General features: G+C 60.8%; 23 protein-coding genes, 1 tRNA gene and 4 pseudogenes. 14 read left to right on the plus strand and 14 right to left on the minus strand.

Translation table 11 applies throughout. From position 1 onward, the window contains the following. Positions 1–8: 8 nt before the first annotated feature. Positions 9–960 (minus strand): annotated as a pseudogene (locus LK440_RS10960) (IS481-like element IS481 family transposase). 546 nt (positions 961–1506) lie between these two features. Here LK440_RS10960 and egtD point away from each other — a divergent pair. The 3 genes from egtD (at position 1507) to LK440_RS10975 (ending at position 4041) form a co-directional block, all read left to right on the plus strand. After that, on the plus strand, positions 1507–2520 hold the full coding sequence (gene egtD / locus LK440_RS10965) for an L-histidine N(alpha)-methyltransferase (protein ID WP_005019086.1): 1014 nt from the start codon (positions 1507–1509) through the stop codon (positions 2518–2520). 12 nt (positions 2521–2532) lie between these two features. Then, positions 2533–3849 carry an ergothioneine biosynthesis protein EgtB gene (gene egtB, locus LK440_RS10970; protein ID WP_005012730.1) on the plus strand — a complete coding sequence of 439 codons (1317 nt, stop codon included), beginning with the start codon at positions 2533–2535 and terminating at the stop codon, positions 3847–3849. 115 nt (positions 3850–3964) lie between these two features. Beyond that, positions 3965–4041 (plus strand) — tRNA-Met (locus LK440_RS10975). Between the two features lie 126 nt (positions 4042–4167). Here LK440_RS10975 and LK440_RS10980 read toward each other — a convergent pair. Both LK440_RS10980 and LK440_RS10985 read right to left on the minus strand, forming a co-directional pair. Beyond that, positions 4168–4344 (minus strand): integrase core domain-containing protein, encoded by a 177-nt coding sequence (locus tag LK440_RS10980; RefSeq protein ID WP_005012728.1) that lies wholly within the window; start codon positions 4342–4344, stop codon positions 4168–4170. 92 nt (positions 4345–4436) lie between these two features. Continuing rightward, positions 4437–5018: pseudogene (locus LK440_RS10985) on the minus strand (IS30 family transposase); the annotation flags it as partial. A 66-nt stretch (positions 5019–5084) separates the two neighbouring features. Here LK440_RS10985 and LK440_RS10990 point away from each other — a divergent pair. The 3 genes from LK440_RS10990 (at position 5085) to LK440_RS11000 (ending at position 7893) form a co-directional block, all read left to right on the plus strand. Then, a protein-coding gene (locus LK440_RS10990; RefSeq protein ID WP_101557886.1) for an IS3 family transposase occupies positions 5085–6205 on the plus strand; the annotation gives its coding sequence in 2 pieces (ribosomal slippage) (positions 5085–5337 and positions 5337–6205; 1122 coding nt in all). A gap of 17 nt (positions 6206–6222) precedes the next feature. Further along, positions 6223–6420 (plus strand): hypothetical protein, encoded by a 198-nt coding sequence (locus tag LK440_RS10995; RefSeq protein WP_005012717.1) that lies wholly within the window; start codon positions 6223–6225, stop codon positions 6418–6420. Positions 6421–6534: 114 nt separating this feature from the next. Further along, the gene (locus tag LK440_RS11000; RefSeq protein ID WP_005012715.1) at positions 6535–7893 is read left to right on the plus strand and encodes a GGDEF domain-containing protein; all 1359 of its coding nucleotides are present in this window, start codon (positions 6535–6537) and stop codon (positions 7891–7893) included. Positions 7894–7923: 30 nt separating this feature from the next. Here LK440_RS11000 and speG read toward each other — a convergent pair. The 3 genes and pseudogenes from speG to LK440_RS11015 form a co-directional block, all read right to left on the minus strand. Beyond that, positions 7924–8511 (minus strand): annotated as a pseudogene (gene speG / locus LK440_RS11005) (spermidine N1-acetyltransferase). Positions 8512–8567: 56 nt separating this feature from the next. Next, positions 8568–9674 carry an AI-2E family transporter gene (locus tag LK440_RS11010; protein WP_005012713.1) on the minus strand — a complete coding sequence of 369 codons (1107 nt, stop codon included), beginning with the start codon at positions 9672–9674 and terminating at the stop codon, positions 8568–8570. Beyond that, positions 9671–10459 carry a DUF3053 family protein gene (locus tag LK440_RS11015; RefSeq protein ID WP_005012711.1) on the minus strand — a complete coding sequence of 263 codons (789 nt, stop codon included), beginning with the start codon at positions 10457–10459 and terminating at the stop codon, positions 9671–9673. Before LK440_RS11015 ends, LK440_RS11010 begins: the two co-directional genes overlap by 4 nt. 710 nt (positions 10460–11169) lie before the next feature. Between LK440_RS11015 and LK440_RS11020 the strand changes: the two genes are divergently transcribed. Continuing rightward, the gene (locus LK440_RS11020) at positions 11170–11451 is read left to right on the plus strand and encodes a hypothetical protein (protein WP_005012709.1); all 282 of its coding nucleotides are present in this window, start codon (positions 11170–11172) and stop codon (positions 11449–11451) included. Positions 11452–11619: 168 nt separating this feature from the next. Here the strand turns inward: LK440_RS11020 and LK440_RS11025 are convergent. After that, positions 11620–12740, minus strand: a protein-coding gene (locus tag LK440_RS11025; protein ID WP_101557886.1) for an IS3 family transposase whose coding sequence is annotated in 2 segments (ribosomal slippage) — positions 11620–12488 and positions 12488–12740 — 1122 coding nt in all. Because the reading frame shifts where the segments join, the coding sequence is not laid out codon by codon here. Between the two features lie 81 nt (positions 12741–12821). On the opposite strand from LK440_RS11025, the gene LK440_RS11030 reads away from it, so the two are divergent. Next, entirely contained in the window at positions 12822–13439 is a 618-nt protein-coding gene (locus LK440_RS11030) for a cytochrome b/b6 domain-containing protein (RefSeq protein ID WP_005012706.1), read from the plus strand. A 66-nt stretch (positions 13440–13505) separates the two neighbouring features. On the opposite strand, the gene LK440_RS11035 is transcribed toward LK440_RS11030, so the two are convergent. Both LK440_RS11035 and purB read right to left on the minus strand, forming a co-directional pair. Beyond that, positions 13506–13949: a c-type cytochrome gene (locus LK440_RS11035; protein ID WP_005012704.1), complete on the minus strand. Its 444-nt coding sequence runs from the start codon at positions 13947–13949 to the stop codon at positions 13506–13508. 61 nt (positions 13950–14010) lie between these two features. Beyond that, positions 14011–15387 (minus strand): adenylosuccinate lyase, encoded by a 1377-nt coding sequence (purB, locus tag LK440_RS11040; protein WP_005012700.1) that lies wholly within the window; start codon positions 15385–15387, stop codon positions 14011–14013. A 137-nt stretch (positions 15388–15524) separates the two neighbouring features. Here purB and LK440_RS11045 point away from each other — a divergent pair, with 137 nt between their 5' ends. Further along, positions 15525–16133 (plus strand): glutathione S-transferase N-terminal domain-containing protein, encoded by a 609-nt coding sequence (locus LK440_RS11045; protein ID WP_005012698.1) that lies wholly within the window; start codon positions 15525–15527, stop codon positions 16131–16133. A 75-nt stretch (positions 16134–16208) separates the two neighbouring features. Here the strand turns inward: LK440_RS11045 and LK440_RS11050 are convergent, their stop codons facing one another. From LK440_RS11050 to gcvA, 3 genes are all read right to left on the minus strand, one after another. Next, positions 16209–17018: a sulfite exporter TauE/SafE family protein gene (locus tag LK440_RS11050; RefSeq protein WP_242697855.1), complete on the minus strand. Its 810-nt coding sequence runs from the start codon at positions 17016–17018 to the stop codon at positions 16209–16211. Between the two features lie 93 nt (positions 17019–17111). Further along, positions 17112–18224: a tRNA 2-thiouridine(34) synthase MnmA gene (gene mnmA, locus LK440_RS11055; protein WP_005012692.1), complete on the minus strand. Its 1113-nt coding sequence runs from the start codon at positions 18222–18224 to the stop codon at positions 17112–17114. Between the two features lie 8 nt (positions 18225–18232). After that, complete coding sequence (gcvA, locus tag LK440_RS11060) at positions 18233–19153, minus strand: transcriptional regulator GcvA (protein ID WP_005012689.1); 921 nt, start codon at positions 19151–19153, stop codon at positions 18233–18235. Positions 19154–19299: 146 nt separating this feature from the next. Between gcvA and LK440_RS11065 the strand changes: the two genes are divergently transcribed. Together LK440_RS11065 and LK440_RS11070 are read left to right on the plus strand one after the other, a co-directional pair. After that, positions 19300–20280 (plus strand): Bug family tripartite tricarboxylate transporter substrate binding protein, encoded by a 981-nt coding sequence (locus LK440_RS11065; protein WP_005012688.1) that lies wholly within the window; start codon positions 19300–19302, stop codon positions 20278–20280. 60 nt (positions 20281–20340) lie between these two features. Then, a complete protein-coding gene (locus LK440_RS11070) occupies positions 20341–21207 on the plus strand; it encodes an N-formylglutamate amidohydrolase (RefSeq protein ID WP_005012685.1) in 867 nt (288 codons plus the stop codon). 99 nt (positions 21208–21306) lie between these two features. Here the strand turns inward: LK440_RS11070 and LK440_RS11075 are convergent, their stop codons facing one another. Continuing rightward, complete coding sequence (locus tag LK440_RS11075; RefSeq protein ID WP_005012682.1) at positions 21307–22527, minus strand: ISL3 family transposase; 1221 nt, start codon at positions 22525–22527, stop codon at positions 21307–21309. Positions 22528–22709: 182 nt separating this feature from the next. Between LK440_RS11075 and LK440_RS11080 the strand changes: the two are divergent. The 3 genes and pseudogenes from LK440_RS11080 (at position 22710) to LK440_RS11090 (ending at position 25585) form a co-directional block, all read left to right on the plus strand. After that, positions 22710–23827, plus strand: a pseudogene (locus LK440_RS11080) (Re/Si-specific NAD(P)(+) transhydrogenase subunit alpha). Between the two features lies 1 nt (position 23828). After that, positions 23829–24143, plus strand: coding sequence for an NAD(P) transhydrogenase subunit alpha (locus LK440_RS11085; RefSeq protein ID WP_005012678.1), 315 nt, complete (start codon positions 23829–23831; stop codon positions 24141–24143). Beyond that, positions 24140–25585 carry an NAD(P)(+) transhydrogenase (Re/Si-specific) subunit beta gene (locus tag LK440_RS11090; RefSeq protein WP_005012676.1) on the plus strand — a complete coding sequence of 482 codons (1446 nt, stop codon included), beginning with the start codon at positions 24140–24142 and terminating at the stop codon, positions 25583–25585. Before LK440_RS11085 ends, LK440_RS11090 begins: the two co-directional genes overlap by 4 nt. Here LK440_RS11090 and glcF read toward each other — a convergent pair. Continuing rightward, on the minus strand, positions 25582–26832 hold the full coding sequence (gene glcF, locus LK440_RS11095; RefSeq protein ID WP_005012675.1) for a glycolate oxidase subunit GlcF: 1251 nt from the start codon (positions 26830–26832) through the stop codon (positions 25582–25584). The genes LK440_RS11090 and glcF overlap by 4 nt on opposite strands. Positions 26833–26836: the final 4 nt, after the last annotated feature.

The following is a 26836-nucleotide window of genomic DNA, read 5'->3' on the forward strand; positions in this document are numbered from 1 at the left end:
CGGCGGCGCTAGCTGTGAACTGTCAATAGGTTGTATTCGTCCAGGTTGAGTCTGGAGATGGGTACAGCGCGCCCGATGCCGTGGTGGGGTCGATGCCAGTTGTAGTGGTGTAGCCAGGATTTCATGGCATCGGCTCGGTGTTGGGAGTTCTGGTAGGTGTGAGCGTAAGCCCACTCACGCAAGGCCGACTGGATGAAGCGTTCGGCCTTGCCATTGGTCTGTGGGCGGTAAGGTCGGGTAAAGCGGTGCTTGATGCCCAGCTCATGGCACAGCGCGGCGAAGGCGCGGCTGCGAAAGGCCGAGCCATTGTCGGTGAGCAAGCGCTGGATGGTCACGCCCAGGCGCTGGTAGTAGGCCACTGCGTCCTTGAGGAACTGGACGGCGCTGGGGAAGCGCTCGTCGGGGTGGATGTCGGTGAAGGCCACGCGGGCGTGGTCATCGATGGCCACGAAGACGAAGTCCCAGCCGGGCCCCCTCAACGGTATCGCGTCGGTTGCCCGTGACCCGGTGGCCAGGGCGCTGGATACGTCCCAGCTTCTTGATGTCGATGTGCAGCAGATCGCCGGGGGCCTGATGCTCGTAGCGCACCACCGGCTCGGCCGGCTCCAGGTCGGCCAGGTGCGACAGACCGGCGCGGGCCAGGACGCGGCTGACGGTGCTGGCTGACACGCCCAGCGCCTGGGCGATGCGCGCTTGGGTCAGCCGCTTGCGGCGCAGCTCCACGATAGCCAGCGCCTTGGCCGGCGCAATCGCTCGGGGCGAGACCGTCGGGCGCGAGGACGCATCGGCCAAGCCCGCCTGGCCCTGAGCCAGAAAGCGGCCCAGCCATTTGCGCACAGTCGGCGCGGTGACCCCATAGGCGCGGGCCGCTTCAGGCACACAAACTTGATGGGCGATCAATTGCTGGACCATTTCGAGGCGACGTAGGAAGGTCAATCGGGCATGCTTATGGGTGTTCATCCGGCCGGGCTCCTTGAGTGAACTGGGGGGTTGGCGATTTCCAGTTTCTCAAATCCGGTTCGGATGAACCATGCATACAACCTATTGAATCTTCACAGCTAGCCATGGCGGCATAACGGACAGAGGGCAAACGCAAATCCATGCCCCGGTGGCTGGGAGCCGGGTGGCAACCATCCTCCAGCAGAAGGCTTACGGCTTGCTCAGTGATGCCGTCGGCGATGAGAGCATGCGCCGCACTGCGAGCCGAAGCCATACTGTCAAAACGCGCAAGCACAATGCGAGTCATATGGCCTCCCTAGCGGAACTACCTGGCCCTTATTCTCCAGCGACGCTGGCCCGCAGTCCTCTGGTTTGGCAACTAGCCGTAAATCCATATTTCTGAAGCGGCAGATCCGCGCGCAGCAGCAAGACTGTGTTGCAGCATGCAACGTCTGCTCAAGCCCGGCATTTCGTAAAAAACCATTGCAACCCGGCCCGTGCTGTTGACAGCAACCGCCCCACCTCGCCCACAATGACATTTCAGCGCGACTTCAAAGGGAATCCATCATGGCCCCCCCACAGAAGCACCCGCAGCACTCAAGGCCGCCCCTGATCAAAACCGGCGGCACTCACTCAGCCCACCTGCGGCTGATCAATCAACGCGCCACCCAAGAGCCCGCCGACGGCCACCTCGCCCTGCAAGCCGGTCTGCTTGCTTGCCGCGCTTCCATCGAACCCAAGTATCTCTATGACGGGCTGGGCTCGACGTTGTTCAGCGCCATCACGCTACTGCCGGAGTATTACCCCACCCGCTGCGAGGCAGAAATATTGTCGGAGCATGGCGCAGCCATCGCGCAGCGGGCCGGCACCGTACGCACACTCATCGATCTTGGAGCGGGCGACTGCGCCAAGGCGGAGAAACTACTACCCGCCCTACAACCGCAGTGCTACATGCCGGTGGATATTTCTGTCGACTATCTACGTCAGGCCGTGCAGCGTCTGAAGCGTAGCCATCCCCGACTGGACATCCTGCCCATCGAGCAGGATTTCGCCGCCGGCCTGACGCTGCCCCCGCTCACCGCACGCGAGGGCCGACTGATTTTCTTTCCCGGATCCAGCATCGGCAATCTGGACCGCCCCCAAGCTCTTGGCCTGCTGCGCAGCATGGCCCGGCTTGGCGCCCAAGCGCTGATCGGCGTGGACCGTGTCAAGCCGCGTGACATCCTCGAGCAGGCTTATGACGATGCATTGCACCTGACCGCAGCGTTCAATCTGAACCTGTTGCGGCACGTCAATCACATCCTGCACAGCAATTTCGACGCCCGCGACTGGGAGCACATGGCGCGCTACGATGCTTCCCGGCAGCGGGTTGAAATGCATCTGCGCGCCCTGCACGACGTGAAGGTCGAGTGGCCCGGCGAACGCCGACAGTTCAATACCGGCGAAACCATACACACCGAAAGCTCCTACAAATACACCACGGAAGGCTTTGAAGCCTTGCTGCATGAGGCCGGCTTCCACGACGTGCAACACTGGTCAGATGCACGCGACTGGTTCACCGTCTATCACGCGCGCAGTTGAAAGGACCCCATGATGTCCGCCCGCCCCTTCGCCGCCAGCAACGTGACCTGTGCGCTGACCCATCCGCACTCGGTTGCCGCTCCTGCCGATGCCGCCGCGCGCCTGCTTCAGATGCGCGCAATGACCGAAGCTCTGGCCGCCCCGCTTACGGCGGAGGACTGCCAGGCGCAATCCATGCCGGACTGCAGCCCCGTCAAATGGCACCTTGCGCATACCACCTGGTTCTTCGAGACATTTGTCCTGGCCCGCCATGATCCCAGGTACCGGGCGCGCCACCCCCAATACCGTGTGCTGTTCAACTCTTACTACCAAGCCGTGGGAGACAGGCATCCCCGCCCGCAGCGGGGACTGCTTACTCGCCCCAGCCTCAAAGAGGTACTGGACTACCGTCACGAGGTCGAACACGCGGTGGCCAATCTATTGACCCAGCACCCCGGCGATGACGCGCTGCATCAAATCGTGGAGCTGGGCATCAACCATGAAGAGCAGCACCAAGAGCTCATCCTGACTGATCTGAAGCACTTGCTATCCTGCAACCCGGCGCTGCCCGCCTATTTGCCCGCGGCGGGGCTGACGCTGCCACCCGCCACCCCAACCGGATGGACCCGCTATGCCGGCGGCCAGACCCGTATCGGGCACTCTGGCGACGGTTTCGCGTTCGACAACGAATGCCCCGCGCATGACGTGCTGCTGCCATCCTTCCATTTGGCCAATCGTTTAGTCACTCAATACGAGTACCTTCAGTTCATGCTCGATGGCGGCTACCGCCGGCCCGACCTCTGGCTATCGCAGGGCTGGGACACCGTATGTGCCCAGGGCTGGCGCGCGCCCCTGTACTGGCAGGGCCAACAGGACGAGTGGCAGGCATTTACGCTGGCCGGCCTGCAGCCCCTCGATCTGCAAGCACCCGTCTGCCACGTGAGCTATTTTGAGGCCGACGCCTATGCCCGTTGGTCGCGGGTACGCCTGCCGCGCGAAGCCGAATGGGAACTCGCCGCGCTCCGCCATCCCGCAGCCACGGCCAACCTGCTTGAAAGCGGACACTACGCCCCCTGCCCCGCACCGCGGCCCGGTGTTGCGGGCGGGCCGGTGCAACTCATCGGCGACGTCTGGGAATGGACGGCCAGCGCCTATGACGCCTACCCCGGCTTTCACGCGGCCGCAGGCGCCATCGGCGAATACAACGGCAAGTTCATGTGCAACCAGTATGTCTTGCGAGGTGGATCCTGCGTGACCCCGCAACGCCACATCCGCAACACCTACCGCAACTTCTTCCCGCCCGAGGCGCGCTGGCAGTTCAGTGGCATCCGACTGGCACGCGATAACTGAACGGAAAAACGCAGCCGTCGCTTGCACGAAAAAAATTAGTTGTGCTAGAATTTCGTTCTTCGTTGATCGCGCAGATTTTGCGGGGTAGACGAGAAATGCAGCGACAAGCCGCATTGGCGCATTAGCTCAGCCGGTTAGAGCGACGGAATCATAATCCGCAGGTCCCCTGTTCGAATCAGGGATGCGCCACCAAGGAATATCAAGGCTCTCACTTCGGTGAGGGCCTTTTGTTTTGCTCCGCAAAACGCTATGCGCTCCGCAATCGCGTCTGACATTACCGTTGTTCAATGTGTAATGACCCAGCAGAACCTGCTCATGTTACGCGGCTAAAGCAAATGCCTGAGCCGGGGTCTTCATGCCGAGCGCCTGATGCCGGCGCCGGTAGTTGTAAAAGCGTATCCAGTCCCCTACGACACGGCTGGCATGCTGGATGGTCTCGAAGCGGCGCCGATGCGCGCATTGTTCTTTCAACGTGCGGATCACACGCTCGACCATGCCGTTTTGCTGTGGGCAGTGCGGCGTGATGAACTCCTGGCGCAGCCCGTATGGTAATCCCCCCGCAAAAGCGATGATGTGGATTCAGACGGTCAGTGCAACAGTTCGTCTAACGCTTCGGCCGGGGTTTTGAACCCTAACGTCTTTCTGGGGCGGTTGTTTAGCTTGGTGGCGACTTCGTTGAGGTCGTCCTGGGTATAGTTGGCCAAGCTGGTTTTTTTAGGGAAATATTGACGTAGCAAGCCGTTCGTATTTTCGTTGGTTCCTCGTTGCCAAGGGCAGCCCGGATCACAGAAGTAAACGGCCATATTAGTCTCCATACTAAAACGTCTGTGCGCTGACAACTCAGCTCCACGATCCCAGGTAAGGCTTTGCCTGAGTTGCGTGGGGAGCTGGCGCATCTGCTCGACAAGAGCTTGGGTGACGGTTTCGGCCCGCTTATCGTTGATCTTACAAAGCACGGTAAATCGTGTGCTTCGGTCTACGATCGTGGCAATAACACTTTTATTTGTTCCCGAAATGAGATCACCCTCCCAGTGTCCCGGCAATGCGCGGTCTGCAATCTCTGCTGGACGGGCGTGAATAGAAATGGATTCAGGAATGCCACCTGACACGGCAGCATGGTGCAGTCTGGCATGGCGGAACATACGCTGCGTTCGCAAGTGTTTTTTAATTCCTCTTGACCTGCTCCCCGTGATTAGTACGAAATCGATGTAGAGTCCGTTCCCAAAGGAATGGCAATGAAGAAACGATTTACGGAAGAGCAAATCATCGGCGTGCTCAAGGAAGCCGATGCAGGTGCCAAGCCCGCAGAGTTGTGCCGCAAGCACGGAATCTCCGAGGCAACGTACTACAACTGGAAGGCGAAGTTCGGTGGCATGACGGTGTCGGACGCTCAGAGGCTCAAGGAGCTGGAGCAGGAGAACAACAAGCTCAAGAAGCTGTTGGCCGAGTCGATGCTGGACAAGGCGGCGCTTCAGGATCTGCTAAGCCGAAAGTAGTCAGCCCGCAGGCCAAACGCGAGGCGGTCAGGACATTAATGACCGAGCGCAGCATGGGTGTTACCCGGGCCTGTGGGCTGGTAGGAATTTCGCGGTCGCTGTTTGCCTACGAGAGCACACGCTCAGGCGATGCTGCGCTGACCGAGCGCATGAAAGAGATGGCAGTGGCGAAACGACGCTACGGCTATCGGAGGATCCATGTGCTCTTACGTCGCGAAGGCTGGCAAGCAAATCACAAGCGAATCTGGCGGCTGTACAGTCTGGCAGGGTTAAGCGTGCGAAAACGAAAGCGTAAGCGAATCGCGGCGACCGAGCGCGTGGTTCGCCCAGCGGCAATCGCGCCGAATCAGAGTTGGTCAATGGACTTTGTGGCCGACGGCCTAGCCTATGGCCGCCGATTCCGCTGTTTGACTATCGTCGATGACTACACTCGCGAATGCCTGGCCATCGAGGTCGATACGTCGTTGCCGGGACTGCGTGTTGCCATGGTGCTGCAACGGCTGGCGGAGATGCGTGGCCTGCCGCGATCTATTACCGTGGACAACGGGCCAGAGTTCGCCGGAAGAGCCTTGGACGCCTGGGCCTACCAAGCAGGCGTAAAGCTGTCGTTTATTCGGCCGGGTAAGCCGGTGGAGAACGCTTATATCGAAAGTTTCAACGGCAAGTTCCGCGACGAATGCCTTAACGAGCACTGGTTCTTGTCCCTGCGACAGGCTAAAAGCTTGATCGAAAACTGGCGAGTCGAGTACAACACCGATCGGCCTCACAGCGCGCTCGGATATTTAACGCCGGCGCAATTCGTGCAGGCTCATCAGAAAGAAGGTCTTTTACCCCTGGGCTCTATGTCGGTGCCGTACTAAATCTGGGGGCAGGTCACGTGCGCACTACCCTGGCCGAACTGGGTGATGTCTTCCGGCAGCCTCAACCTGTCGATCCACGGCCCAACTACATCCACTTGAGCGATGCGCTCTTCTTCACCACAGATGGCGAGCCGATCAGCCTGCAACCGACGCTGTGGCGAGGCCGCCTGGCCCAGGTCGACGGCTTTATCCTGGGCAAACTACAGCCGCAGTAAGCCTCGATCGGCGATCGGCACATCATGTGGAGAAGCCCCGCGGCAGTCGCAACCGGGCTGCTCTGCTAGCCACGGCCTGAAAAGCGCCGTCTTTTCTTCTTTAAGTATCCTGTCTTGAAACTCCACACCGATATGTTCGTGGCGCGCTGGAAAAAAATCTGCGCGCCGTACCCCGCCGAAGTCATCCACCTGGCCCTTGAGCGCATCGACAGACAGGCTGGCGAGCTTGCCACTGCCTTCTACGAGACCATGCTGGCCGACGAGGCGGCCGCCTATTTTCTATCTGACCAACTCGTCCACCAGAAACTGCACGCCTCATTGCAAAGCTGGCTCCGAACGGTGTTCGGCGCAGCAGTTCATCATGACTATGCGAGTGCCGTCACGTTTCAGCAGCGCGTGGGTGAGGTGCACGCGCGCATAGACATCCCCTTCTATCTCGTGATGCAGGGCACCCGCATGCTGATCAATCACCTGCGGGCCGGCGTGGCTCACGACGACGATGTTCCGCAGACGTTGCGCTGGCCACTGGCTGACTATCTGGGCGAGATCATGCTGTTCTCCATCGAGATGATGTCGCTCGCCTACGCCAACTCGCACGATCGCAATGCGCGCGCCGAAGAAGGCTATCGTTTGCTCAGCCTGTCTCAAAATGTGGGCACAGAAAAGGAACGTCAACGCGCCGCCCTGCTGGATTGGGAGAACCAGTTGTTGTTCGGCCTGTCGGTCGGCGACAGCCGGGCAATGCTTCCCCGGCTGCGAAAATCCGAGTTTGGGCTATGGTTCACGCACAAGGCCGCACATGCTTTCGAAGGCGCCCAGGAGACCACGCAGGCACGGTTGCAGATCGAGGCGATCGACAGGCTGCTCGATGAGAGCGACGACCCACAGGACCGTCTGCGGCTATTGCACGCCGTACGTGAAGCCACCAGGACCCTGGCCTACCTCGTCGACGCCCTGTTCGAGAAAGCCAATCACCTGGACTCCGGCAGAGACACGCTGACCTACTTGCTGAACCGAAAATTCCTGCATGTCGTCATGAGCAAGGAGGTGTCTTATGCCCGCAAAACCGACTCGCCATTGTCGGTGCTGATGGTGGACATCGATTACTTCAAAACCGTCAATGATGAATATGGCCATGATGCCGGCGACGTCGTGTTGCAACAGGTCGCCGCGCTCGTATCCACGTACAGCCGCGGCGGCGACTACACATTCAGGCTGGGCGGGGAGGAATTCCTGGTGGTACTGGTGGACGCCGACTCGACACAGGCACAGCACGTAGCCGAGAATCTGCGCCAACGCCTGCAGGACAAGGCGCTTTTGCTGCCTGACGGCTCACAAAAGCGAGTCACAATGAGCGTGGGGGTGGCCACCCACGATGGCCATCCCGACTATCAGCGCCTGCTCAAGCGCGCCGACGATGCACTCTATGCAGCCAAAGCACGCGGGCGCAATACCTGTGTACTGGCCGATTAAACATGGCTGCGGCCAGCACGGCGCCAAACCTCACTCGCCGTCAATCTGGGGCTGCCAATCGCGCAGCACCGATGCATGCTCAGGAATGCTGCCATATGTACTCAGATACTCAGACTGCAGCAGACTCATCCGGTAAGCATCGCGATAACGTCCATTGGAAAAAAATTCCTCGCGCAGCTCACCTTCCACCGAGAAACCGCAGGCCTGATAGATGTGAACGGCGGCCTCATTCTGCTTGTCGACGACCAGATAAACCTTGTGCAAGTTCAGCACCCGGAAGGCCTACCCGATGGCAATCCGGGTGGCGGCCTTGGCATAGCCGTGCCCCTGAAAACCCGGTGCGATGATGATCTGGAACTCGGCGCGCCGGTGGATATGGTTGATTTCGACCAGTTCGACCAGACCCACCATCTGGCCGGCCTCACGCTGCACGATGAAACGGCGCTCGAACTGGTCGTGGATGTGCCTGTCATAGAGCGCCATCAGTTCGTCATAAGCCTCGTAGGGCTCCTCGAACCAGTAGCGCATGATCGCGTCGTTGTTGTTGAGCGCATGCACGAAATGCAGGTCACCGCGCTCCAAAGGGCGCAGTTGGATATCACTGGCAATGGCTGTCATGCGAGTCTCCTTGGCATGGCCGCGCCCCAAGCGGCCATGGCCCTGGCGCGGCCGATTCAGGGTTTGCCGCGGGGTTCGGCTGCGGGCAAACTGTCCGCGTCCTTGGGCAGGTTTTCGGGGTCGGGCGGAGAAAACAGATCCCAGCACGCCACGAACAACGCAGCAATCAACGGCCCGATGACAAAGCCGTTCAGGCCAAACAGGGCCATGCCGCCGAGCGTCGAAATCAGGATGACATAGTCAGGCAGTTTGGTGTCCTTGCCCACCAGGATCGGACGCAAAACATTGTCGACCATGCCGATGATCAGCACGCTGAAAAGAATCAGCACGACACCCTGCCAGATGGCGCCAGTCACCAGGAAATAGATCGCCACCGGCGCCCAGATGAGGCCCGCGCCGACGGCCGGCAGCAGGGACAGGAACCCCATGATGACGCCCCACAGCAATGCCCCTTGAATGCCTAGCACCCAGAAGATGATGCCGCCCAGCGCTCCCTGAGCCGCGGCCACCGCAATGTTGCCCTTGACGGTCGCACGCACCACGGTGGTGAACTTGCGGAACAGATGCTGCTTGTAGCCCTCATCCATCGGCACAGCACGCCGCAGTCGGCGCGAAAGTCGCGAGCCGTCGCGCAGAAGAAAAAACAGCAAATACAGCATTACGCCAAAGCTGATCAGAAATTGCGCCGTATCCTGACCAATATTGACCACTTGCGTCGCCACGAACTGGCTCAACTGCATCGCTCCCGCCGACAGTTTTTCCTGAATGCTGCCCAGGTCGTTCAGGTCGAAACGCGCCAATAGATCATGCACGATTGGCGGCATCGCATCCATGATCTGCTGAAAGTAAGTACCGAAATTCAGCGACCCGGAATGCATGCGCTCATAGAGGCTGGCCCCTTCCTGGACAAGGGATCCGGTGATGAGGATCAGAGGAATGATCACGACCAGCAGTACCAGCCCCAACGACAGCAGCGCGGCCAACGTCGTGCGTGGCGCCATCCGGCGCGCCAGCTTCCGATGCAAGGGGGAGAAAATAATGGCAAGAATCGTGCCCCAGAACACCGCGCCAAAAAATGGCCAGAGCAGCCAGAGAAAGGCAAGGGTCACGATGATCAACAGGGCGATAAACGTCCGATTATGCATGGGTGGCGATTGCGTCATAAGTCGTCCTGAAAACGCGGCGCGGGCGCCATTGAGGGTGAGGCCCCGCCGGGCCCGGTCGAACATAGCTCCAACTGCCTACAGAGCGCGGCGGCGCGCTGCAGAGCGCGCGACTGCGCGTTGAGCGTATCCAGTAATGCATTGAGCGCATCGCGCACCGTGGGGTCCATGACCTGTGTCACGGGCCCTGCCACGGTGATCTGATCCTGATGCAGAGCAACAAAATCGGCGACCTTCAACGACACCGAAAGCGGCTCTTCCAGTAGATCCATCAGAGACACCATGACGGCCTGCGGGTGGGTCACCAGCCGCTCAAAGGCCTGATCGTAAGCCACCTTGAGGTCCGGCGCCTGCATCAGATCTTTGCGCTGCGAAACGGCCTGACGATACGCCTGTTCGAGGTGCTGCTGTTCGCGATGAAGGCTGGCACGCAGAACCAGTAAACGCTCGCGACGGGAGGCGACCTCCTGCACACTGTGCGCAGGCAATTCGCTCAATGCCTGCTCGATGCTGTGCGAGGCGCCTGCCTGCACCTGCAGATAGGCACCGATGACCGCATGGTGCTGCCGATAGTCACCAAAGCGCCTGAGCGTCCCGGCGTCCGGCGCGGCATTGCTGTCTTGCTGCAGCCACGCAATGAGCGCGGCGCGCTCCTGGGGCTCATTCTGAGTGCAGCCCCCCACGGCCAATGCAACGGAGACGATAAGCGCAGCGCGCAGCCCATAGCTCCCGGCCAACATGCGGGCCAGACGGCGCACCAAAGGAGACAGGACCGAGATCAACAAACAGGCAGACCTATCAAATGACGAACTCAAAGCTTAGCCCAACCCGTCCCCATCTTTGGGCCGTGGGGGACTTTGTTGCGAACGTAAGCGCGATGTCACAACAATACTTGACAAAACAATTACTTAGATATAGCATCGATAAGGTTGGCTAGATTTCTGTGCAGCCGCAACGCGACCCAGGCGCCCGAGTGGCAGCCAATTTAGGGTAGCCGCGCGGCACCAACACGGCAATCAACCCAGGTGTGAAAGGTCCATTGTTTCGGCTTATCGAGTTGATCCTTTGGCACGCTTACACCTGACGGTAGCTCGGGCGCATTAGGCCTAAGTTTTCCGAAGCTGACGCCCCCAGCGGGCGCCAGCCGCCAATCCTGCATCGATGCCGCCTTCCCATGGGGCTGCCGCCACATCCAACATTTATTCAGGCGGCCGCGTCATCGATATCGTTCGGGATGTCTGTGCCAGGCACATTCTTCCTTTTTCGTTTTCCACCGCGCAACAGCTGAGCCTGCGGTTTGTCGGCCAGCAACCTTGTGCAGCCCATGACAGGCTGACAAGAAGCATCCAGGGACATTGTCGTTCCGCCACAGGCCATTGTGGCCACCGCCCACCAACGCCGGGCATCGGTGCATCTCCACGCACCACCATAGAAGTACGCAATCCGGTCAAGCCGGAGCCGTGTTTCCATAAAACAACTTTAACTAGGAAAACATATGAACAAGCAGCTCAACACCAATGATCTGGTGCGCCGCCCCAGCCAGTCCCAACTGAACGATACGCCCATCAATGTCGGTGACGTCGTTCACCTCAGACTTGCCGACGGCAAAGCCATTCGCGCCACAGTCATCTACAACGCGCCCATCAACGGCACGACCACTTACACCACAGAGCTGATCCAGCCCTGCGGCGCAAAACGCGGCCAGCGCATCCGCTTTCGCCACGAACACGTCCATCGCATCGAATCGGTGTCGCGCCAGCGCAGGCTGTCGGCCTGAACGGCGTCAAACGTGGCGTCGGCCCATGCTACATTGGCCGCCTCAAGCAAACACCAGGATCCAGCCTGATGTCCTCTACGCCGCGTATATGGAATCTTCCCACCCGGTTGACCTGCCCCCAGATTTAGTACGGCACCGACATAGAGCCCAGGTGACCTGCCCCCAGATTTAGTACGGCACCGACATAGAGCCCAGGGGTAAAAGACCTTCTTTCTGATGAGCCTGCACGAATTGCGCCGGCGTTAAATATCCGAGCGCGCTGTGAGGCCGATCGGTGTTGTACTCGACTCGCCAGTTTTCGATCAAGCTTTTAGCCTGTCGCAGGGACAAGAACCAGTGCTCGTTAAGGCATTCGTCGCGGAACTTGCCGTTGAAACTTTCGATATAAGCGTTCTCCACCGGCTTACCCGGCCGAATAAACGACAGCTTTACGCCTGCTTGGTAGGCCCAGGCGTCCAAGGCTCTTCCGGCGAACTCTGGCCCGTTGTCCACGGTAATAGATCGCGGCAGGCCACGCATCTCCGCCAGCCGTTGCAGCACCATGGCAACACGCAGTCCCGGCAACGACGTATCGACCTCGATGGCCAGGCATTCGCGAGTGTAGTCATCGACGATAGTCAAACAGCGGAATCGGCGGCCATAGGCTAGGCCGTCGGCCACAAAGTCCATTGACCAACTCTGATTCGGCGCGATTGCCGCTGGGCGAACCACGCGCTCGGTCGCCGCGATTCGCTTACGCTTTCGTTTTCGCACGCTTAACCCTGCCAGACTGTACAGCCGCCAGATTCGCTTGTGATTTGCTTGCCAGCCTTCGCGACGTAAGAGCACATGGATCCTCCGATAGCCGTAGCGTCGTTTCGCCACTGCCATCTCTTTCATGCGCTCGGTCAGCGCAGCATCGCCTGAGCGTGTGCTCTCGTAGGCAAACAGCGACCGCGAAATTCCTACCAGCCCACAGGCCCGGGTAACACCCATGCTGCGCTCGGTCATTAATGTCCTGACCGCCTCGCGTTTGGCCTGCGGGCTGACTACTTTCGGCTTAGCAGATCCTGAAGCGCCGCCTTGTCCAGCATCGACTCGGCCAACAGCTTCTTGAGCTTGTTGTTCTCCTGCTCCAGCTCCTTGAGCCTCTGAGCGTCCGACACCGTCATGCCACCGAACTTCGCCTTCCAGTTGTAGTACGTTGCCTCGGAGATTCCGTGCTTGCGGCACAACTCTGCGGGCTTGGCACCTGCATCGGCTTCCTTGAGCACGCCGATGATTTGCTCTTCCGTAAATCGTTTCTTCATTGCCATTCCTTTGGGAACGGACTCTACATCGATTTCGTACTAATCACGGGGAGCAGGTCACGGTTATTCCACTGGGCCCTGGTGGCCTGTGTTGCGGGTGCTTTCATCACGATCAAACTGGGCGGCCTGTACATGGACTGGCATGTACGCTTCGGGCTGGCCACACTGGGCCTCATCCTGTTTCGTGTGCTGTGGGGGCTGTTCGGCTCGCATTACGCCCGTTTTGCACAGTTTGTACGCGGACCGGCCGCGCTGGCCGCCTATCTTCGCGGCCGATTGCACGTTGCCGGCCACAATCCGCTCGGAGCGCTGTCCGTGCTGGCCATGCTGCTGGCGCTGGGATTTCAGGCTGTCAGCGGATTGTTTGTCAGCGATGACATCATGATCCAGGGTCCGCTCAACGGCTATATCGACGCCGATCTTGCTGCGACACTGACACGCCTGCACAAAGCCAATGAGTGGGTGCTGATTGCGCTGCTTGGCTTGCATGTGCTGGCGGTGCTGTGGCATACCCTGGTGCGCCGTGAGCCGCTGATAAAAACCATGATCACCGGCGACGCCTCGGAAGCGGCGGCGACCCGGGGATGCGTGCCTGCGCGCGACGACGCCGCCATGCGCCTGCGTGCGCTACTCATTGCCGCCTGTTGTGCCGGGGTGGTGCTGTGGGTAAACAGCCTGCAAACGCTACCCGCTTACTGAGAGGCCCCTGTTCGCCCAAAAGCATAACGCCCCGGATGGGGCGTTATGCTTTTGCACAAAGCGAACTTATTTTTTTCGGTAGGCGTCGTGACAGGCTTTGCAACTGGCCCCGACATCACCGAAAGCCGCACGTACCTTGGCCAGATCGCCGCTGTCAGCGGCCACGGATAGTTTGTCGACATTGTCGATGAAACGCTGCTGCTTCTCCTTGAAGCCGGCCGCGTCGCTCCAGACTTCCGGCTTGGCACCGCCACCTTCGGTGCCCGGACCAAAGCCCGCCCAAGGCAGTGCCGCCAGCGTCTTGAGAATATCCACATTGGCCTTGATCTGCGCGGCGTCATACGGCGCCTGACCGCGAACCACCGGCTGCATGCGGCTAAAGTGCGACGCCATCACGGTCAGGGCAGCCTGACGGTACTTGACGGCATCCTCGGGCTTGGCGAACTGCGCGGCAGCCGGAGCGGCCGCGGCCGTACAGGCCAGAACGACTATGGCGGTCAACTTCTTCACGGGATCTCCTGAGACGAGGCACAAAGCCGGCGGGCAGAAGGCCGCACCGGCTTGCGCCACACTATACCGTCTGAGCGAGCTCGACGGCCAGACCCAGATAGGAGCGCGGGGTCATGTCCAGCAGGCGCTGTTTGGCGTCGGACGGAAGCTCCAGGCCGGCGATAAATTCACGCAGCGCGGGCTCGGTGATGCCTTTGCCACGCGTCAGGGCCTTGAGTTGTTCGTAGGGCTGAGGCAGACCATAGCGACGCATTACGGTCTGTACCGGCTCGGCCAGCACCTCCCAGCAGGCGTCGATATCGGCATCGATGGCGGCGGTATTGACTTCCAGCTTGTTCAAGCCGCGCAGGCAGGCATCCCAAGCCACCAGGCAATAGCCGAAGCCCACCCCCAGATTGCGCAGCACGGTGGAGTCGGTCAGGTCACGCTGCCAGCGGGAAACAGGCAGTTTGTCGGCAAGATGCCGCAGCACGGCATTGGCCAACCCCAGATTACCTTCGGAGTTTTCAAAGTCGATGGGATTGACCTTGTGCGGCATGGTCGAGGAGCCGACTTCGCCTTCTTTGAGGCGCTGCTTGAAGTACCCCAGCGCGATATACCCCCAGATGTCACGGTCCAGATCAAGAACAATGATATTGGCACGCGCCACGGCATCAAACAGGGCCGACATCCAGTCGTGAGGTTCGATCTGAATGGTGTGGCGGTTTTGCGTCAACCCGAGACCCGCCAGCACCTTGCGGCTGAACTCCGGCCAATTGATTTCCGGACAGGCTGACAGGTGGGCGTTGTAATTACCCGTGGCACCATTTAGCTTGGCCAGAGGCTCGACCGCCTCGATGGCGGCAATGGCGCGGGCCAGGCGTGCGGCCACGTTGGCAAACTCTTTGCCCAGGGTCGTGGGGCTAGCCGGCTGACCGTGGGTGCGCGACAGCATGGGCTGCGCAGCATTGTCCAGTGCCAGGGTGTTGAGCTTGGCCAGCACATCGCGCAGGCGCGGCAGCACGACCTGATCGCGGGCACGGCTGAGCATCAGCGCGTGCGACGTGTTGTTGATGTCCTCGGAGGTGCAAGCGAAATGAATGAACTCCGCGGCACGGGCCAACTCGGCGTCATCCGCGACACGCTCCTTGAGCCAGTATTCGACCGCCTTGACATCGTGGTTGGTAACGCGCTCGATGTCCTTGATCCGCGCGGCATCCGCTTCGGAAAAGTTCTCGACCAGTTGCGCCAGCCGGCTGCGGGCTCCCGCGGAAAACACCGGTAATTCAGGCAGACCGGCATCGGACAGCGCAACCAGCCACGCCACTTCCACCTCGACCCGATGGGCCATGAAACCGGCTTCCGACAGCAGCCCCCTCAGGGCATCGCTGCGCGACGCATAGCGCCCATCCAGTGGCGAAAGAGCATTGAGTTGGGTAAGCTGGTCGGCAATCTGCATGATCGGAAAAAAATGGCGGTTGAAAGCGGTTCTCGATTTTATCACCCGTCGCCTAACGCCCTGCCCCACCCTCCTTAATCCGAGAGGCCGGTCCAGCCTGCTATACTGCGGCCGCTTCCGACTCCGCCCATAACTCCATGAAACTTATCGGTTCGCTTACCAGCCCGTACGTGCGTAAAGTCCGTGTCGTCATGGCCGAGAAAAAGCTGGACTACCAGCTCGAAATCGAAAACGTCTGGTCTCCCGATACACAAACCCAGCAATTCAATCCGCTCGGTAAGGTTCCTTGCCTGGTAATGGAAGATGGCGGTGCGCTGTTCGACTCGCGCGTCATCGTGGAGTATCTGGATACGCTGTCGCCGGTGGCACGCCTCATTCCGCAGCCCGGCCGTGAACGCGCCGCAGTCAAGTGCTGGGAAGCCATCGCTGATGGACTGCTCGACGCCTGCGTGACCATTGTCAAAGAAAATCAGCGCTCCGAAGCGCAACGCAGCACCGACTGGGTCGAACGCCAGTACGGCAAGATTCGCGCTGCGCTGCGTGCCATGGATGGCAGCTTGGGCGACAACGCACACTGCATGGGCGTGAACTACACCCTGGCAGATATCGCCGTTGGTTGCGCGCTGGGCTATCTCGATCTGCGCTTTGCCAGCCTGAACTGGCGTGCAGATCACGCCAATCTGGCGCGCCTGAACGAGAAGCTGTCGGCGCGAACGTCCTTCACCGACACACTGCCGCCGGCCTGATAGCTTCCGCGGCCTCCACAGCCCAAAGCCCCTGCCACACAATGTGCCAGGGGCTTTTTGTCAAGCGGCAACACCTCAGGCCAAGAACGCCTGGCAAGCCTTAAACAGCATGTAGGCGGCCAGACAGAACAACAGGCCTGAAAACACCCGCTTGAGCGTGGCCACGGGCAGGCGGTGCGCCAGGCGAGCCCCCATCGGGGCCGTCAGAACACTGGTGCAGATGAGCGCCAGCAGTGCCGGCCAATAGATGAAACCCAACATGCCCGGCCGGTGCACCCCTTCCGATAATCCAGAGACGACATAGCCTATGCTATTGGCCAGCGCGATGGGAAAACCCAGAGCGGCCGAGGTGGAAACGGCCACGAGCAAGGACACATTGCACCACACCATGAAGGGCACCGACAGGAAGCCGCCGCCGGCCCCCACCAGCCCCGATACAAACCCTATGCCCGCGCCAGCCGCCGTGGTTCCGACCATCCCCGGCATGTGGCGACTCGGCTTGGGTTTTTTGCTGCGCAGCATGCTCCAGGCCGAGTAGCCGACGAAGAGCGCGAAGAAAAGTGACAGCCAGGCCGTGTTGATCGCGGCAAACACTGCGCCTCCGGAGAGCAGGCCGCCAAGAATAATGCCGGGCGCCAACGCAAAGACGATCTTCCAATTGATCGTGCCTTTCTTCTGATGCGCCCGCACGCTGGAGATCGAGGTAAATAGAATCGACGTCATGGACGTGGCAATGGCGGCATGCACCACCAGATCTGGCGGCACATCGTTTTTCCAGCTAAAGAGCATGGTCAGGAAGGGCACCAGCAGCATGCCCCCTCCAATGCCCAGCAGGCCGGCTGCAAAACCCACTGCCCCTCCCAGAATGAGCAGGCAAACCACCATCGTCAGATCCACACTCGTCTCCTCTCGTCGTTTTGAATAGGGTGCAGGCAGACCGTCGGCGGCCCGCAGCGGCGTCCGAGCGCCGGGGAACAATCAGTTGATGATGCCGCCACCGAGACAGACATCGCCGTCATAGAGCACAGCGGACTGCCCAGGGGTGGCGGCCCATTGGTCCTGGTCGAACGACAAGGAAAAGCCTTGTGCCTCGAGGCTGAGGTGGCAGGCGGCGTCGGCCTGGCGATACCGGGTCTTGGCGGCATAAGCGCCGGGTTCGGGTGCATGGCCATCGATCCAACTGACGTCCTGCGCATGCAGGCGCCTGCTCAACAGCCAGGGATGCTCGTGCCCTTGCACGACATAAAGCGCATTTTTCTCAAGGTCCTTGCGCGCGGCGTACCAGGCATCCGCGGTGCCATCGTCGCGCTGCTGCCCTTTGACGCCACCTATCCCCAGGCCCTTGCGCTGGCCCAACGTATAGAAGGCCAGTCCATGATGCTGACCGAGGTGCTTGCCCTGCGGCGTCAAAATGGGCCCGGGTGCAGTCGGCAGATAGCGGTTGAGAAACTCACGAAATGGCCGTTCGCCGATGAAACAAATACCCGTGGAGTCTTTCTTGGCTGCATTAGGCAGCCCGATCTCATGCGCGATACGCCGCACTTCCGTCTTGTGCAGCTCTCCAAGCGGAAACAGCGTGCGCGCCAACTGTGCCTGATTCAAGCGGTGCAGGAAATAACTCTGATCCTTGGAGGCGTCGAACGCCTTGAGCAGTTGGAAACGACGTCCTCGATCATTATCGACGCCACGCACGCGCGCATAATGGCCCGTGGCGATATGCTCGGCGCCCCAAGCCATTGCGTGGTCCAGAAATGCCTTGAATTTGATTTCGGCATTACACAGGACGTCCGGATTGGGCGTGCGGCCAGCGGAATACTCACGCAGGAAATCGGCAAAGACCCGATCCTTGTATTCGGTGGCGAAATTGACGTATTCGAATTCCACCCCGACCAGATCGGCCACACTGGCCGCATCTAGTAGATCCTGCCGGGTGGAGCAGTACTCGGAGTCGTCGTCGTCTTCCCAGTTTTTCATGAACAGGCCGATGACTTCATAGCCTTGTTGCTTGAGCAGCCATGCGGTGACCGACGAATCGACTCCGCCAGACATGCCGACAACGACCCGGCCTTTCTTCTGTGATGTGTGAACCATGATGCAGCTTATTTTATAGGCAGGCCATTGTCGGGAGTCGGCTCGGCAGCCCGCGAGACTTCCATGAGCCAGGAACGGAAGGCCTGCAAGGTGGGCGAACTGGCCTTCTGCTCCGGATAACAGAGGTAATAGCCCTGCCGCGCTCGGATGGGCAACTGCAGCGGCACCACGAGCTTGCCGTCACGCAGTTCATCCTCGATCAGGCAACGTGGAATCAACGCGATCCCGAATCCTGCTGCCGCAGCCTGCGACAACAGCGAATACTGATCAAAACGGGCCCCCTCCAGAGCGCGCCGTGCGTCACACCCGGCCTGCTCGAACCAGTCGCGCCAGCCCTCGAGCGCCGAGGTGTGATGCAGCAACGGGTAGCGCAGCAGTTCCTCTGCCTCCCTACAGGCCTGAGGGATCAGACGCGGACTGCAAACGGGCACAATCTCGCGGCCGACAATATAGTCCGCCCCACTGCCGGGCCATACCCCTTCGCCGAAACGCACTGCCGCATCAAGTTCGGGCGTCGAAAAGTCGTACCCCTGCCGATGCGGCAGAAACTCCACATGAATGTCGGGCCGCAAGCGCCGGAAGGCCGTCAGACGCGGGATGAGCCACCGCGCCCCGAAAGTGGGCATCGAGGTCAGACGTACCGTCCCGCCCCTGCCCTGGTGCGCAATGAGCTCGACGGTGGCCGCTTCGATCTGGCTCAGACCGGCCTGGACCTGCGTGAGGTAACTGCGCCCGGCCTCGGTCAGAACCAGGCCTTGCCTGATCCGTAGGAATAATTCGACACCAACAAACTCTTCAAGATGTTTCACTTGTTTGCTGACCGCGCCTTGCGTGACGCAGAGTTCCTGGGCCGCGCGAGTAAAACTGCTATGCCGGGCAGCCACTTCGAATGCTTGCAGGTCGGTTAGCGAGGGACAGAATCGGCGCATGTGGGTAGCCCGGGCGGAAATGAAGATTTCCCTGGCATGAAAAAAAGTAATAGCTTACGGAGAATCTTTCGTTTGCGCAAACCTGCCGCTGGCTCTCAGAATCGCGCAGTAAGTCACAAAGACCCACACTCAATTCAGGGGAAATCATGCAACGTCGCCATCTCATCCTGGGCCTGTCCCTGGCCGCCACCCTGGCCGCGCCTTTGACCGCCGCGCACGCCGAAGACAACTATCCCAGCAAGACCATCCGCCTCGTCGTGCCCTTTCCTCCCGGAGGCACGACCGACATCGTCGGCCGCCTGTTCGCTGACAAGCTGGGCAAGGAGTTGGGCCAAACGGTCGTGGTGGAAAACCGTGGCGGCGCCGGCGGCTCGATCGGCTCGGCCTTCCTGGCCAACAGCGCTCCCGATGGCTACACGCTGGGTATCGCCACGGTGTCGACCCATGGCATCAATCCCGCCATTTACTCCAATCTGGCCTTCGACGCTGAAAAGGACTTCACCCCCATCTCGAATCTGGCCTCCGTGCCCAACGTGATGTCGGTCAACCCCAAGGTCCACGCCAAGAACATGGGCGATTTCGTCAAGCTGGCCAAGAGCCAACCCGGCAAGATCACCTACGCCTCGGCCGGCAACGGCTCGGTCTCGCACATGATGGGCGAACTGTTCAAGATGTCCGCTGGCGTGGATCTGATGCACGTGCCCTACCGTGGCGTGGGTCCGGCATTGAACGACACCCTGGCCGGCCAGGTCGACGTGCTGTTTGACAATCTGCCGTCGTCGCTGCCGCATATCCAGTCCGGCGCCCTGGTCGCATTGGCCGTGGCCTCGCCCCAGCGCGTGGCCAATCTGCCCAACGTGCCGACCTTCGCCGAAGTTGGCCTGGCCCCGGTCAACGACTCGTCCTGGTTTGGCCTTGTCGGCCCCGCCAAGCTGCCGCAAGCCGTGACCGACAAGGTGTACGCGGCCGTGGTCAAGGTTAGCGCCGATCCCGACGTCAAGAGCCGCCTGGAAGGTCTGGGCGCCGCGCCAGTGGGCAACAAGCCCGCCGAGTTCGCCAAGCAGATTTCCGAGGAAATCGCCAAGAACAAGCGCATTGCCAAAGAAGCCAACGTGAAGATCGACTAAACGATCTTCGGTCCCCGCGCGCTGCGGGGACCCATCCTACTTTCTGCCGCACCCTCTGTCATGCCTATCATCCATCCTTTGTCCTATCGCCTCGACCTGCCGCAGAGCTTTCCGCAAGCTGCTCCCCTCGTGCTTGACTCGCCGCACAGCGGCACGAGCTACCCGCCGGATTTCGCTGCATCGGTCGACTTTGGCGCCCTGCGCACGGCAGAGGACACCTGGGTGGACGATCTCTGGGGCGATGCGATCGACCTGGGCGTGCCACTGATTGCCGCCAGTTTCCCGCGCGCCTACATCGACGCCAACCGTTCGGCCGAAGAGGTCGACCCGCTGCTGCTCGATACCCCGTGGGACGGCCCAATGACCGATTCACCCAAGGTCAAGCTTGGCAAGGGACTGATCTGGCGCATGCTCGATGACGGCACGCCGCTCTACGATCGTAAGCTTTCGATCGATGAAGTCCGCCATCGCATCAACGCCTGCTGGAAGCCCTATCACGCCAAGCTCGCCGAGGTTCTGGACCAGACTCACGCCCACTTTGGCAAGGTCTGGCACATTAACTGCCACTCCATGCCCAGCGTCGCCGGCGCCTTCGCGACAGATCGCCCCGGCCTGGTGCATCCTGATTTTGTGCTCGGCGACCGCGATGGCTCGACCAGCGACCCGGCCTTCCGTGAATTCATCGCCAAGTGGCTGCGCCAGCGTGGCTACAACGTCACCGTCAACGATCCCTACAAAGGTGTCGAACTGGTACGCGCGTTCGGTAACCCGGCCCAAGGCCGCCATAGCCTGCAGATCGAGATCAATCGCAAGTTGTATATGGATGAGGTCAGCCTGCGCCCCACCGACGGTTATCCACGGCTCAAATCGGATCTGCGCGAACTGACCGCCGCGCTGATCGACTGGACGCGCGCGCAAACGGCCTAACGCCGGACGCTTGCGCGCACGGGATGGACCCGGCTGCCATTGCTGCGGCCATCCGTTCAACCCCTGGGATCCATAAGATCCCAGGGGTTTTTTTATGGTTCATCGAGGAATACCGGGGAATGCAGACCGGATCTTGAGGAAGAAGTACTCCTGATCGCGGTAGCCGTAGGCGCGGCGCTTGATGACTTTGATGGTGTTGTTGATGCCCTCGACGATGCTGGTGTTGAGCCGGTGGCGACAGCGAGACAGAATCCCGTGCAGATAGGCTTTTAGCTTGAACGCGAAGTGAGCCAAGGCGGCGATGCCGCTGCCCTGAGCCTGTTGCAGCCAGTGATCCCATGCCTGGCGGGCGTAGCCGGGGTGTTGGTAGAACCACAGCTGTTTGAGCTCATCGCGCATCAGATAAGCGGTGAGCAAGGGCTGGTTGGCCTGGAGCAACTCGTCCAACTTTACCGATTGGCACGGATCGAGGTTTTTGCGATTGCGCAGCAGTAGCCAGCGACTGGACTTGATCACCCGGCGGGCCGGCTTGTCGTGCCGCAACTGGTTCGCTTGGTCTACACGCACCCGGTCTATCACTTCACGGCCGTACTTGGCCACGACGTGGAACAGGTCGTAGACGATCTCGGCGTTGGGGCAGTTGGCCTGGATCTCCAGCTCATAGGCCGTCGTCATGTCGATCGCTACGGCCCGGATCTGCTGGGCAACCCCAGTTGGCAGTTGTTCGAAGAAGGCTCTGGCCGTCTCGCGCGAGCGGCCATCACCGATCCATAGCACCTGACGGCGGATCGGATCGACAACGACCGTGGCATAACGATGGCCCTTGTGTAGAGCGAACTCGTCCATCGCTAGGTAGTGGATCTGGCTCCAGTCCGGCTCTTGGATCGCCCGTCGCAGCAGGGCCTTGTCCAGCGCCTTGACCGTGTGCCAACCCAGTTGGAAGAAGCGCGCCACGGCCAGAATGTTGCTGGACTCAAGCAACTGGCTGACCGCCTCGGCCAGCCGGTCGGTCACTCGCTGGTAACGGCCCAGCCAGCTCAGCCTCTCCAGATGCGGTCCACCGCACTGCTCGCACCAGACCCGCCGACGCGGCACTACCAGCGTCACTCGCAGCGCCATTAGCGGCAGATCCCGCACCCGGCGCGCGGTCGTCTCATGCACCTGCCGACATCGGTTGCCGCAGTGCTCGCAGTGCATCGTTCGCGCTGAAGGCTTCAGGTAAATCGTGACCGTCCGGCTCTCACCTTCAGGCCACACGACCCGCTCCACCCGATAACCTTCCCACCCACCCAACCTCTCGATCGTCTTGCGGTCCAGCATGATCCCGGCCTTGATCCTTGAAAAATCAAGGATCAAGCGTAACGGCAATCAAGCACGGCTCCACGCTATTCCGCGATGAACCTTTTTTATCCTCCGACAGAATTGCCGGGCCGCGCCGCAGCTTGCGCGTAGGCGTGGAGCTTTCGTGTATAACTAGGCAAGCCCTCGGAGGAGAAGAGCCAATGCAGATCGGGATACCCAAAGAAACCCGAGACGGGGAGACGCGTGTTGCCGCCCCCCCGAGACGGTCAAGAAATGCGTGAGCGCCAGGCACTCGGTCATCGTGGAGCGCGGCGCGGGCGCCGCAGCCCGATACCCCGACGAGGCCTACCTCGCCGCGGGCGCCACACTGGCCAACACTGCCGACGCCCTGGGTGCGCCGGTGGTCTTCAAAGTCCGTGCTCCCGCGCCAGAAGAACTGCGACTCATGCGTGCCGGTAGCGTACTGGCCGGCATGCTGGACCCCTTTGACGCCGACAGCCTGGCCCAGATGGCCCAGGCCGGATTGACGGCTTTCGCACTGGAATCCGCCCCGCGCACTACGCGGGCACAAAGCCTGGATGTCCTGTCCTCGCAGGCCAATCTGGCCGGTTACAAAGCCGTCCTGCTGGCGGCCGACCACAGCGCGCGCCTTTTTCCAATGATGATGACCGCCGCCGGCACCGTGAAAGCGGCGCGAGTGGTGGTGCTGGGAGCCGGAGTGGCCGGCCTGCAGGCCATCGCCACGGCCCGGCGGCTGGGCGCAGTGGTCGAGGCGTCGGATGTACGACCGGCCGTCAGGGAACAGATTGAATCCCTGGGCGCCAAATTCATTGATGTCCCCTTCGAAACGGAAGAAGAGCGCGAGATTGCCCAGGGGGCAGGCGGCTATGCCCGGCCTATGCCTGCCGCGTGGATGGCGCGTCAGGCTGCCCTGGTAGCCCAGCGTTGCCAGCAGGCCGACGTGGTAATCGCAACGGCATTGATTCCGGGACGACCGGCCCCCGTACTCATCAGCGCAGAAACCGTCGCTGCAATGAAGCCCGGAGCCGTCGTGGTGGACCTGGCTGTCGAGCGCGGAGGCAATTGTCCTCTGAGCGAGAAAGGCAAAATCGTTGAAAAGCACGGCGTCACGCTCATCGGCCTGGTCAATCTGCCAGGCATGCTGGCTACCGATGCGTCAGCGCTCTATGCGCGCAACCTGCTGGATTTTCTCAAACTCATCACCGGCGACGGCGCAGCACTTAACATCCGGCGCGACGACGACATTGTCGCCGCCTGCCTGGTCTGCGAAAACGGCCAACTGACGCGGAGGTCTTAAGATGGAAGGCATCAGCCCCACCCTGATCAATCTGATCATCTTCGTGCTGGCCATCTATGTCGGCTACCACGTCGTCTGGAACGTCACTCCGGCGCTGCATACCCCGCTCATGGCCGTCACCAATGCGATCTCGGCCATCATCATCGTGGGTGCCATGCTGGCCGCGGCGCTGACCGAAGGCGGTCTGGCCCGAACCATGGGCGTGCTGGCGGTGGCCTTGGCCGCGGTCAACGTATTTGGCGGTTTTCTGGTAACCCGCCGCATGCTGGAGATGTTCCGCAAGAAGGAACGTCCCGCCAAGGAGCACAGCCAATGATCTCGCTCAACCTGGTCACGCTCTTCTATCTGGTCGCTTCGGTATGCTTCATCCAGGCGCTCAAGGGTCTGTCCCATCCCGCCACCTCGCGGATGGGCAATGCGTTCGGCATGGCCGGCATGGGTATCGCCGTGCTTACTACCGCCGCGCTCATCGTAAGCTTGGCCCGCCAGGACGGCGCCAGCCCCGCCATCGGTCTGGGATGGGTGCTACTGGGCTTGGTAATCGGCGGCAGCGTTGGCACGCTGATGGCCCGGCGCGTCGAGATGACCAAGATGCCTGAACTGGTCGCCTTCATGCACAGCATGATTGGCCTGGCAGCGGTGGCCATCGCCACCGCCGTTGTCGCCGAACCCCACGCCTTCGGCATCGCCGCAGCCGGCATGCCCATCCCCTCTGGCAACCGGCTAGAACTTTTCATCGGCACCTTTGTCGGAGCCATCACGTTCTCTGGCTCGGTCATCGCATTCGGAAAATTATCCGGTAAATACAAATTCCGTTTTTTTCAGGGTGCGCCGGTCACCTTCAAAGGCCAGCATGCGCTCAACCTGATGCTCGCCATCCTCATGCTGGCCTGCGGCCTCTGGTTCATGGCTACGCAATCGTGGACGCCATTTATCCTGATGACCGTGCTGGCCTTCGTGCTTGGCGTGCTCATCATCATTCCGATCGGCGGCGCCGACATGCCAGTGGTCGTATCCATGCTCAACAGCTACTCTGGCTGGGCAGCCGCAGGCATAGGATTTTCATTGAACAATCCCATGCTCATCATTGCCGGCTCGCTGGTGGGTTCATCCGGCGCCATCCTGTCATACATCATGTGCCGGGCCATGAACCGCTCTTTCTTCAACGTGATCCTGGGCGGCTTTGGCGGACAGCCGGCGGCCACGGGCAACACAGCCGAACAAGCCCAGCGGCCAGTGAAGTCGGGCAGCCCCGAAGATGCGGCCTTTTTGCTGGCCAACGCCGAGTCCGTGATCATCGTGCCCGGCTACGGCCTGGCAGTAGCGCGTGCGCAACACGCCCTCAAAGATCTGACCGACAAGCTCACTGCCCGAGGAGTCACCGTCAAGTACGCCATCAATCCGGTGGCCGGCCGCATGCCAGGTCACATGAACGTGCTGCTGGCCGAAGCAGAGGTACCTTACGACCAGGTCTTTGAAATGGATGAGATCAACGCCGAATTTGGCCAGACCGATGTGGTGCTCGTGCTCGGCGCCAATGACGTCGTCAATCCGGCCGCAAAAAACGACCCTGCCTCACCCATCGCCGGAATGCCCATTCTGGACGTCTACAAAGCGCGCAATATCATCGTCAACAAGCGATCGATGGCTGCAGGCTATGCCGGCCTGGACAACGAACTCTTCTACATGGATCGCACCATGATGGTTTTCGGCGACGCCAAGAAAGTGGTCGAAGAGATGGGCCGGGCCATCGATTAGACGAGCCTGGCAGCGGGCACGGCACCGGCGCGCAGCCGCTCGTCGACGACTTCCACCCAATGCCGCACAGGCATATCGGTTCCGCCCTGCAGGTGACCGATACAACCGACGTTCGACGAGAGAATGACCTGTGCATGCACGCTCGCCATGGCAGACAGCTTACGGTCGCGCAGCGAGCGTGACATGCCCGGATGCAGCAGCGAATAGGCGCCGGCCGAGCCGCAACACAGCTGCGCATCGGCAAAGGGTTGCAGCGCGAAACCCAGGTCAACCAGAAGCTTTTCGCTCAAAGGCCGCAGGCCCTGCCAATGCTGCAGTGTGCAGGGAGGATGGAACACGGCATCCGGGGCAGGACCAAGCTTGGCCGCCAACTCGCCGGCGTGCGGCGCAAGCAGCTCAGCGATATCCTTGACCCGCGCCACCACATCCGCAGCCTTGGCGGCGTAAAGCGGATCATGACGCAGATGATGGGCATAGTCCTTGATCATGGCCCCGCAACCGGATGCGTTCATGACGATGGCCTGCACACTGCCATCCATGAGCAAGGGCCACCATGCATCGATGTTGGCGCGCATCTGCGCCAACGCGTCCGATTGAGCATCGAGATGAAAATTAACCGCCCCACAGCAGCCCGCCCCCGCGATCTGGCGCACCCCGATACCCACGGCATCGAGTACCCGCAGCGTTGCTGCGTCGATGGCCGGCATCATGCTGGGCTGCACACAGCCCAGCGGCATGAGGACTTGGCGCGGATGACGTGTCGGATCGGGCAGCAGCCCAGGCGCCCGCCATGTCGGAACCTTCAGCTTGAGCGCGTGAGGCAGCAACGGCCGGAAGGTCTGCGCCAGACGCATGGCCGGAGCAAAGAGAGCCGAATTCATTCCTTTGCGCAGCAGCCAGCGTCGCAAACGGTCTGGCCACCTGCGAGCGACCCTCTCGTCGACCGCCTTGCGTCCCAGATCTATCAAATGGCCATACTCGACGCCGGACGGACAGGTGGATTCGCAGTTGCGGCAGGTCAGGCAACGATCCAGATGCAACTGCGTGGCCTGCGTGGGCAGCGCACCTTCCAGAACCTGCTTGATCAGATAGATGCGCCCGCGGGGGCTGTCACGTTCGTCGCCCAGCACTTGATAGGTGGGGCACGTTGCGGTGCAGAACCCGCAGTGCACGCAACGGCGCAGGATGGCGTCGGCCTCTTGGCCAAGATCGGTACCGCGGGCCCAGGAAGCGAGATTTGTCTGCATTGGC

Source organism: Bordetella holmesii (genome assembly GCF_020735985.1).
Lineage (GTDB): Bacteria > Pseudomonadota > Gammaproteobacteria > Burkholderiales > Burkholderiaceae_B > Bordetella > Bordetella holmesii.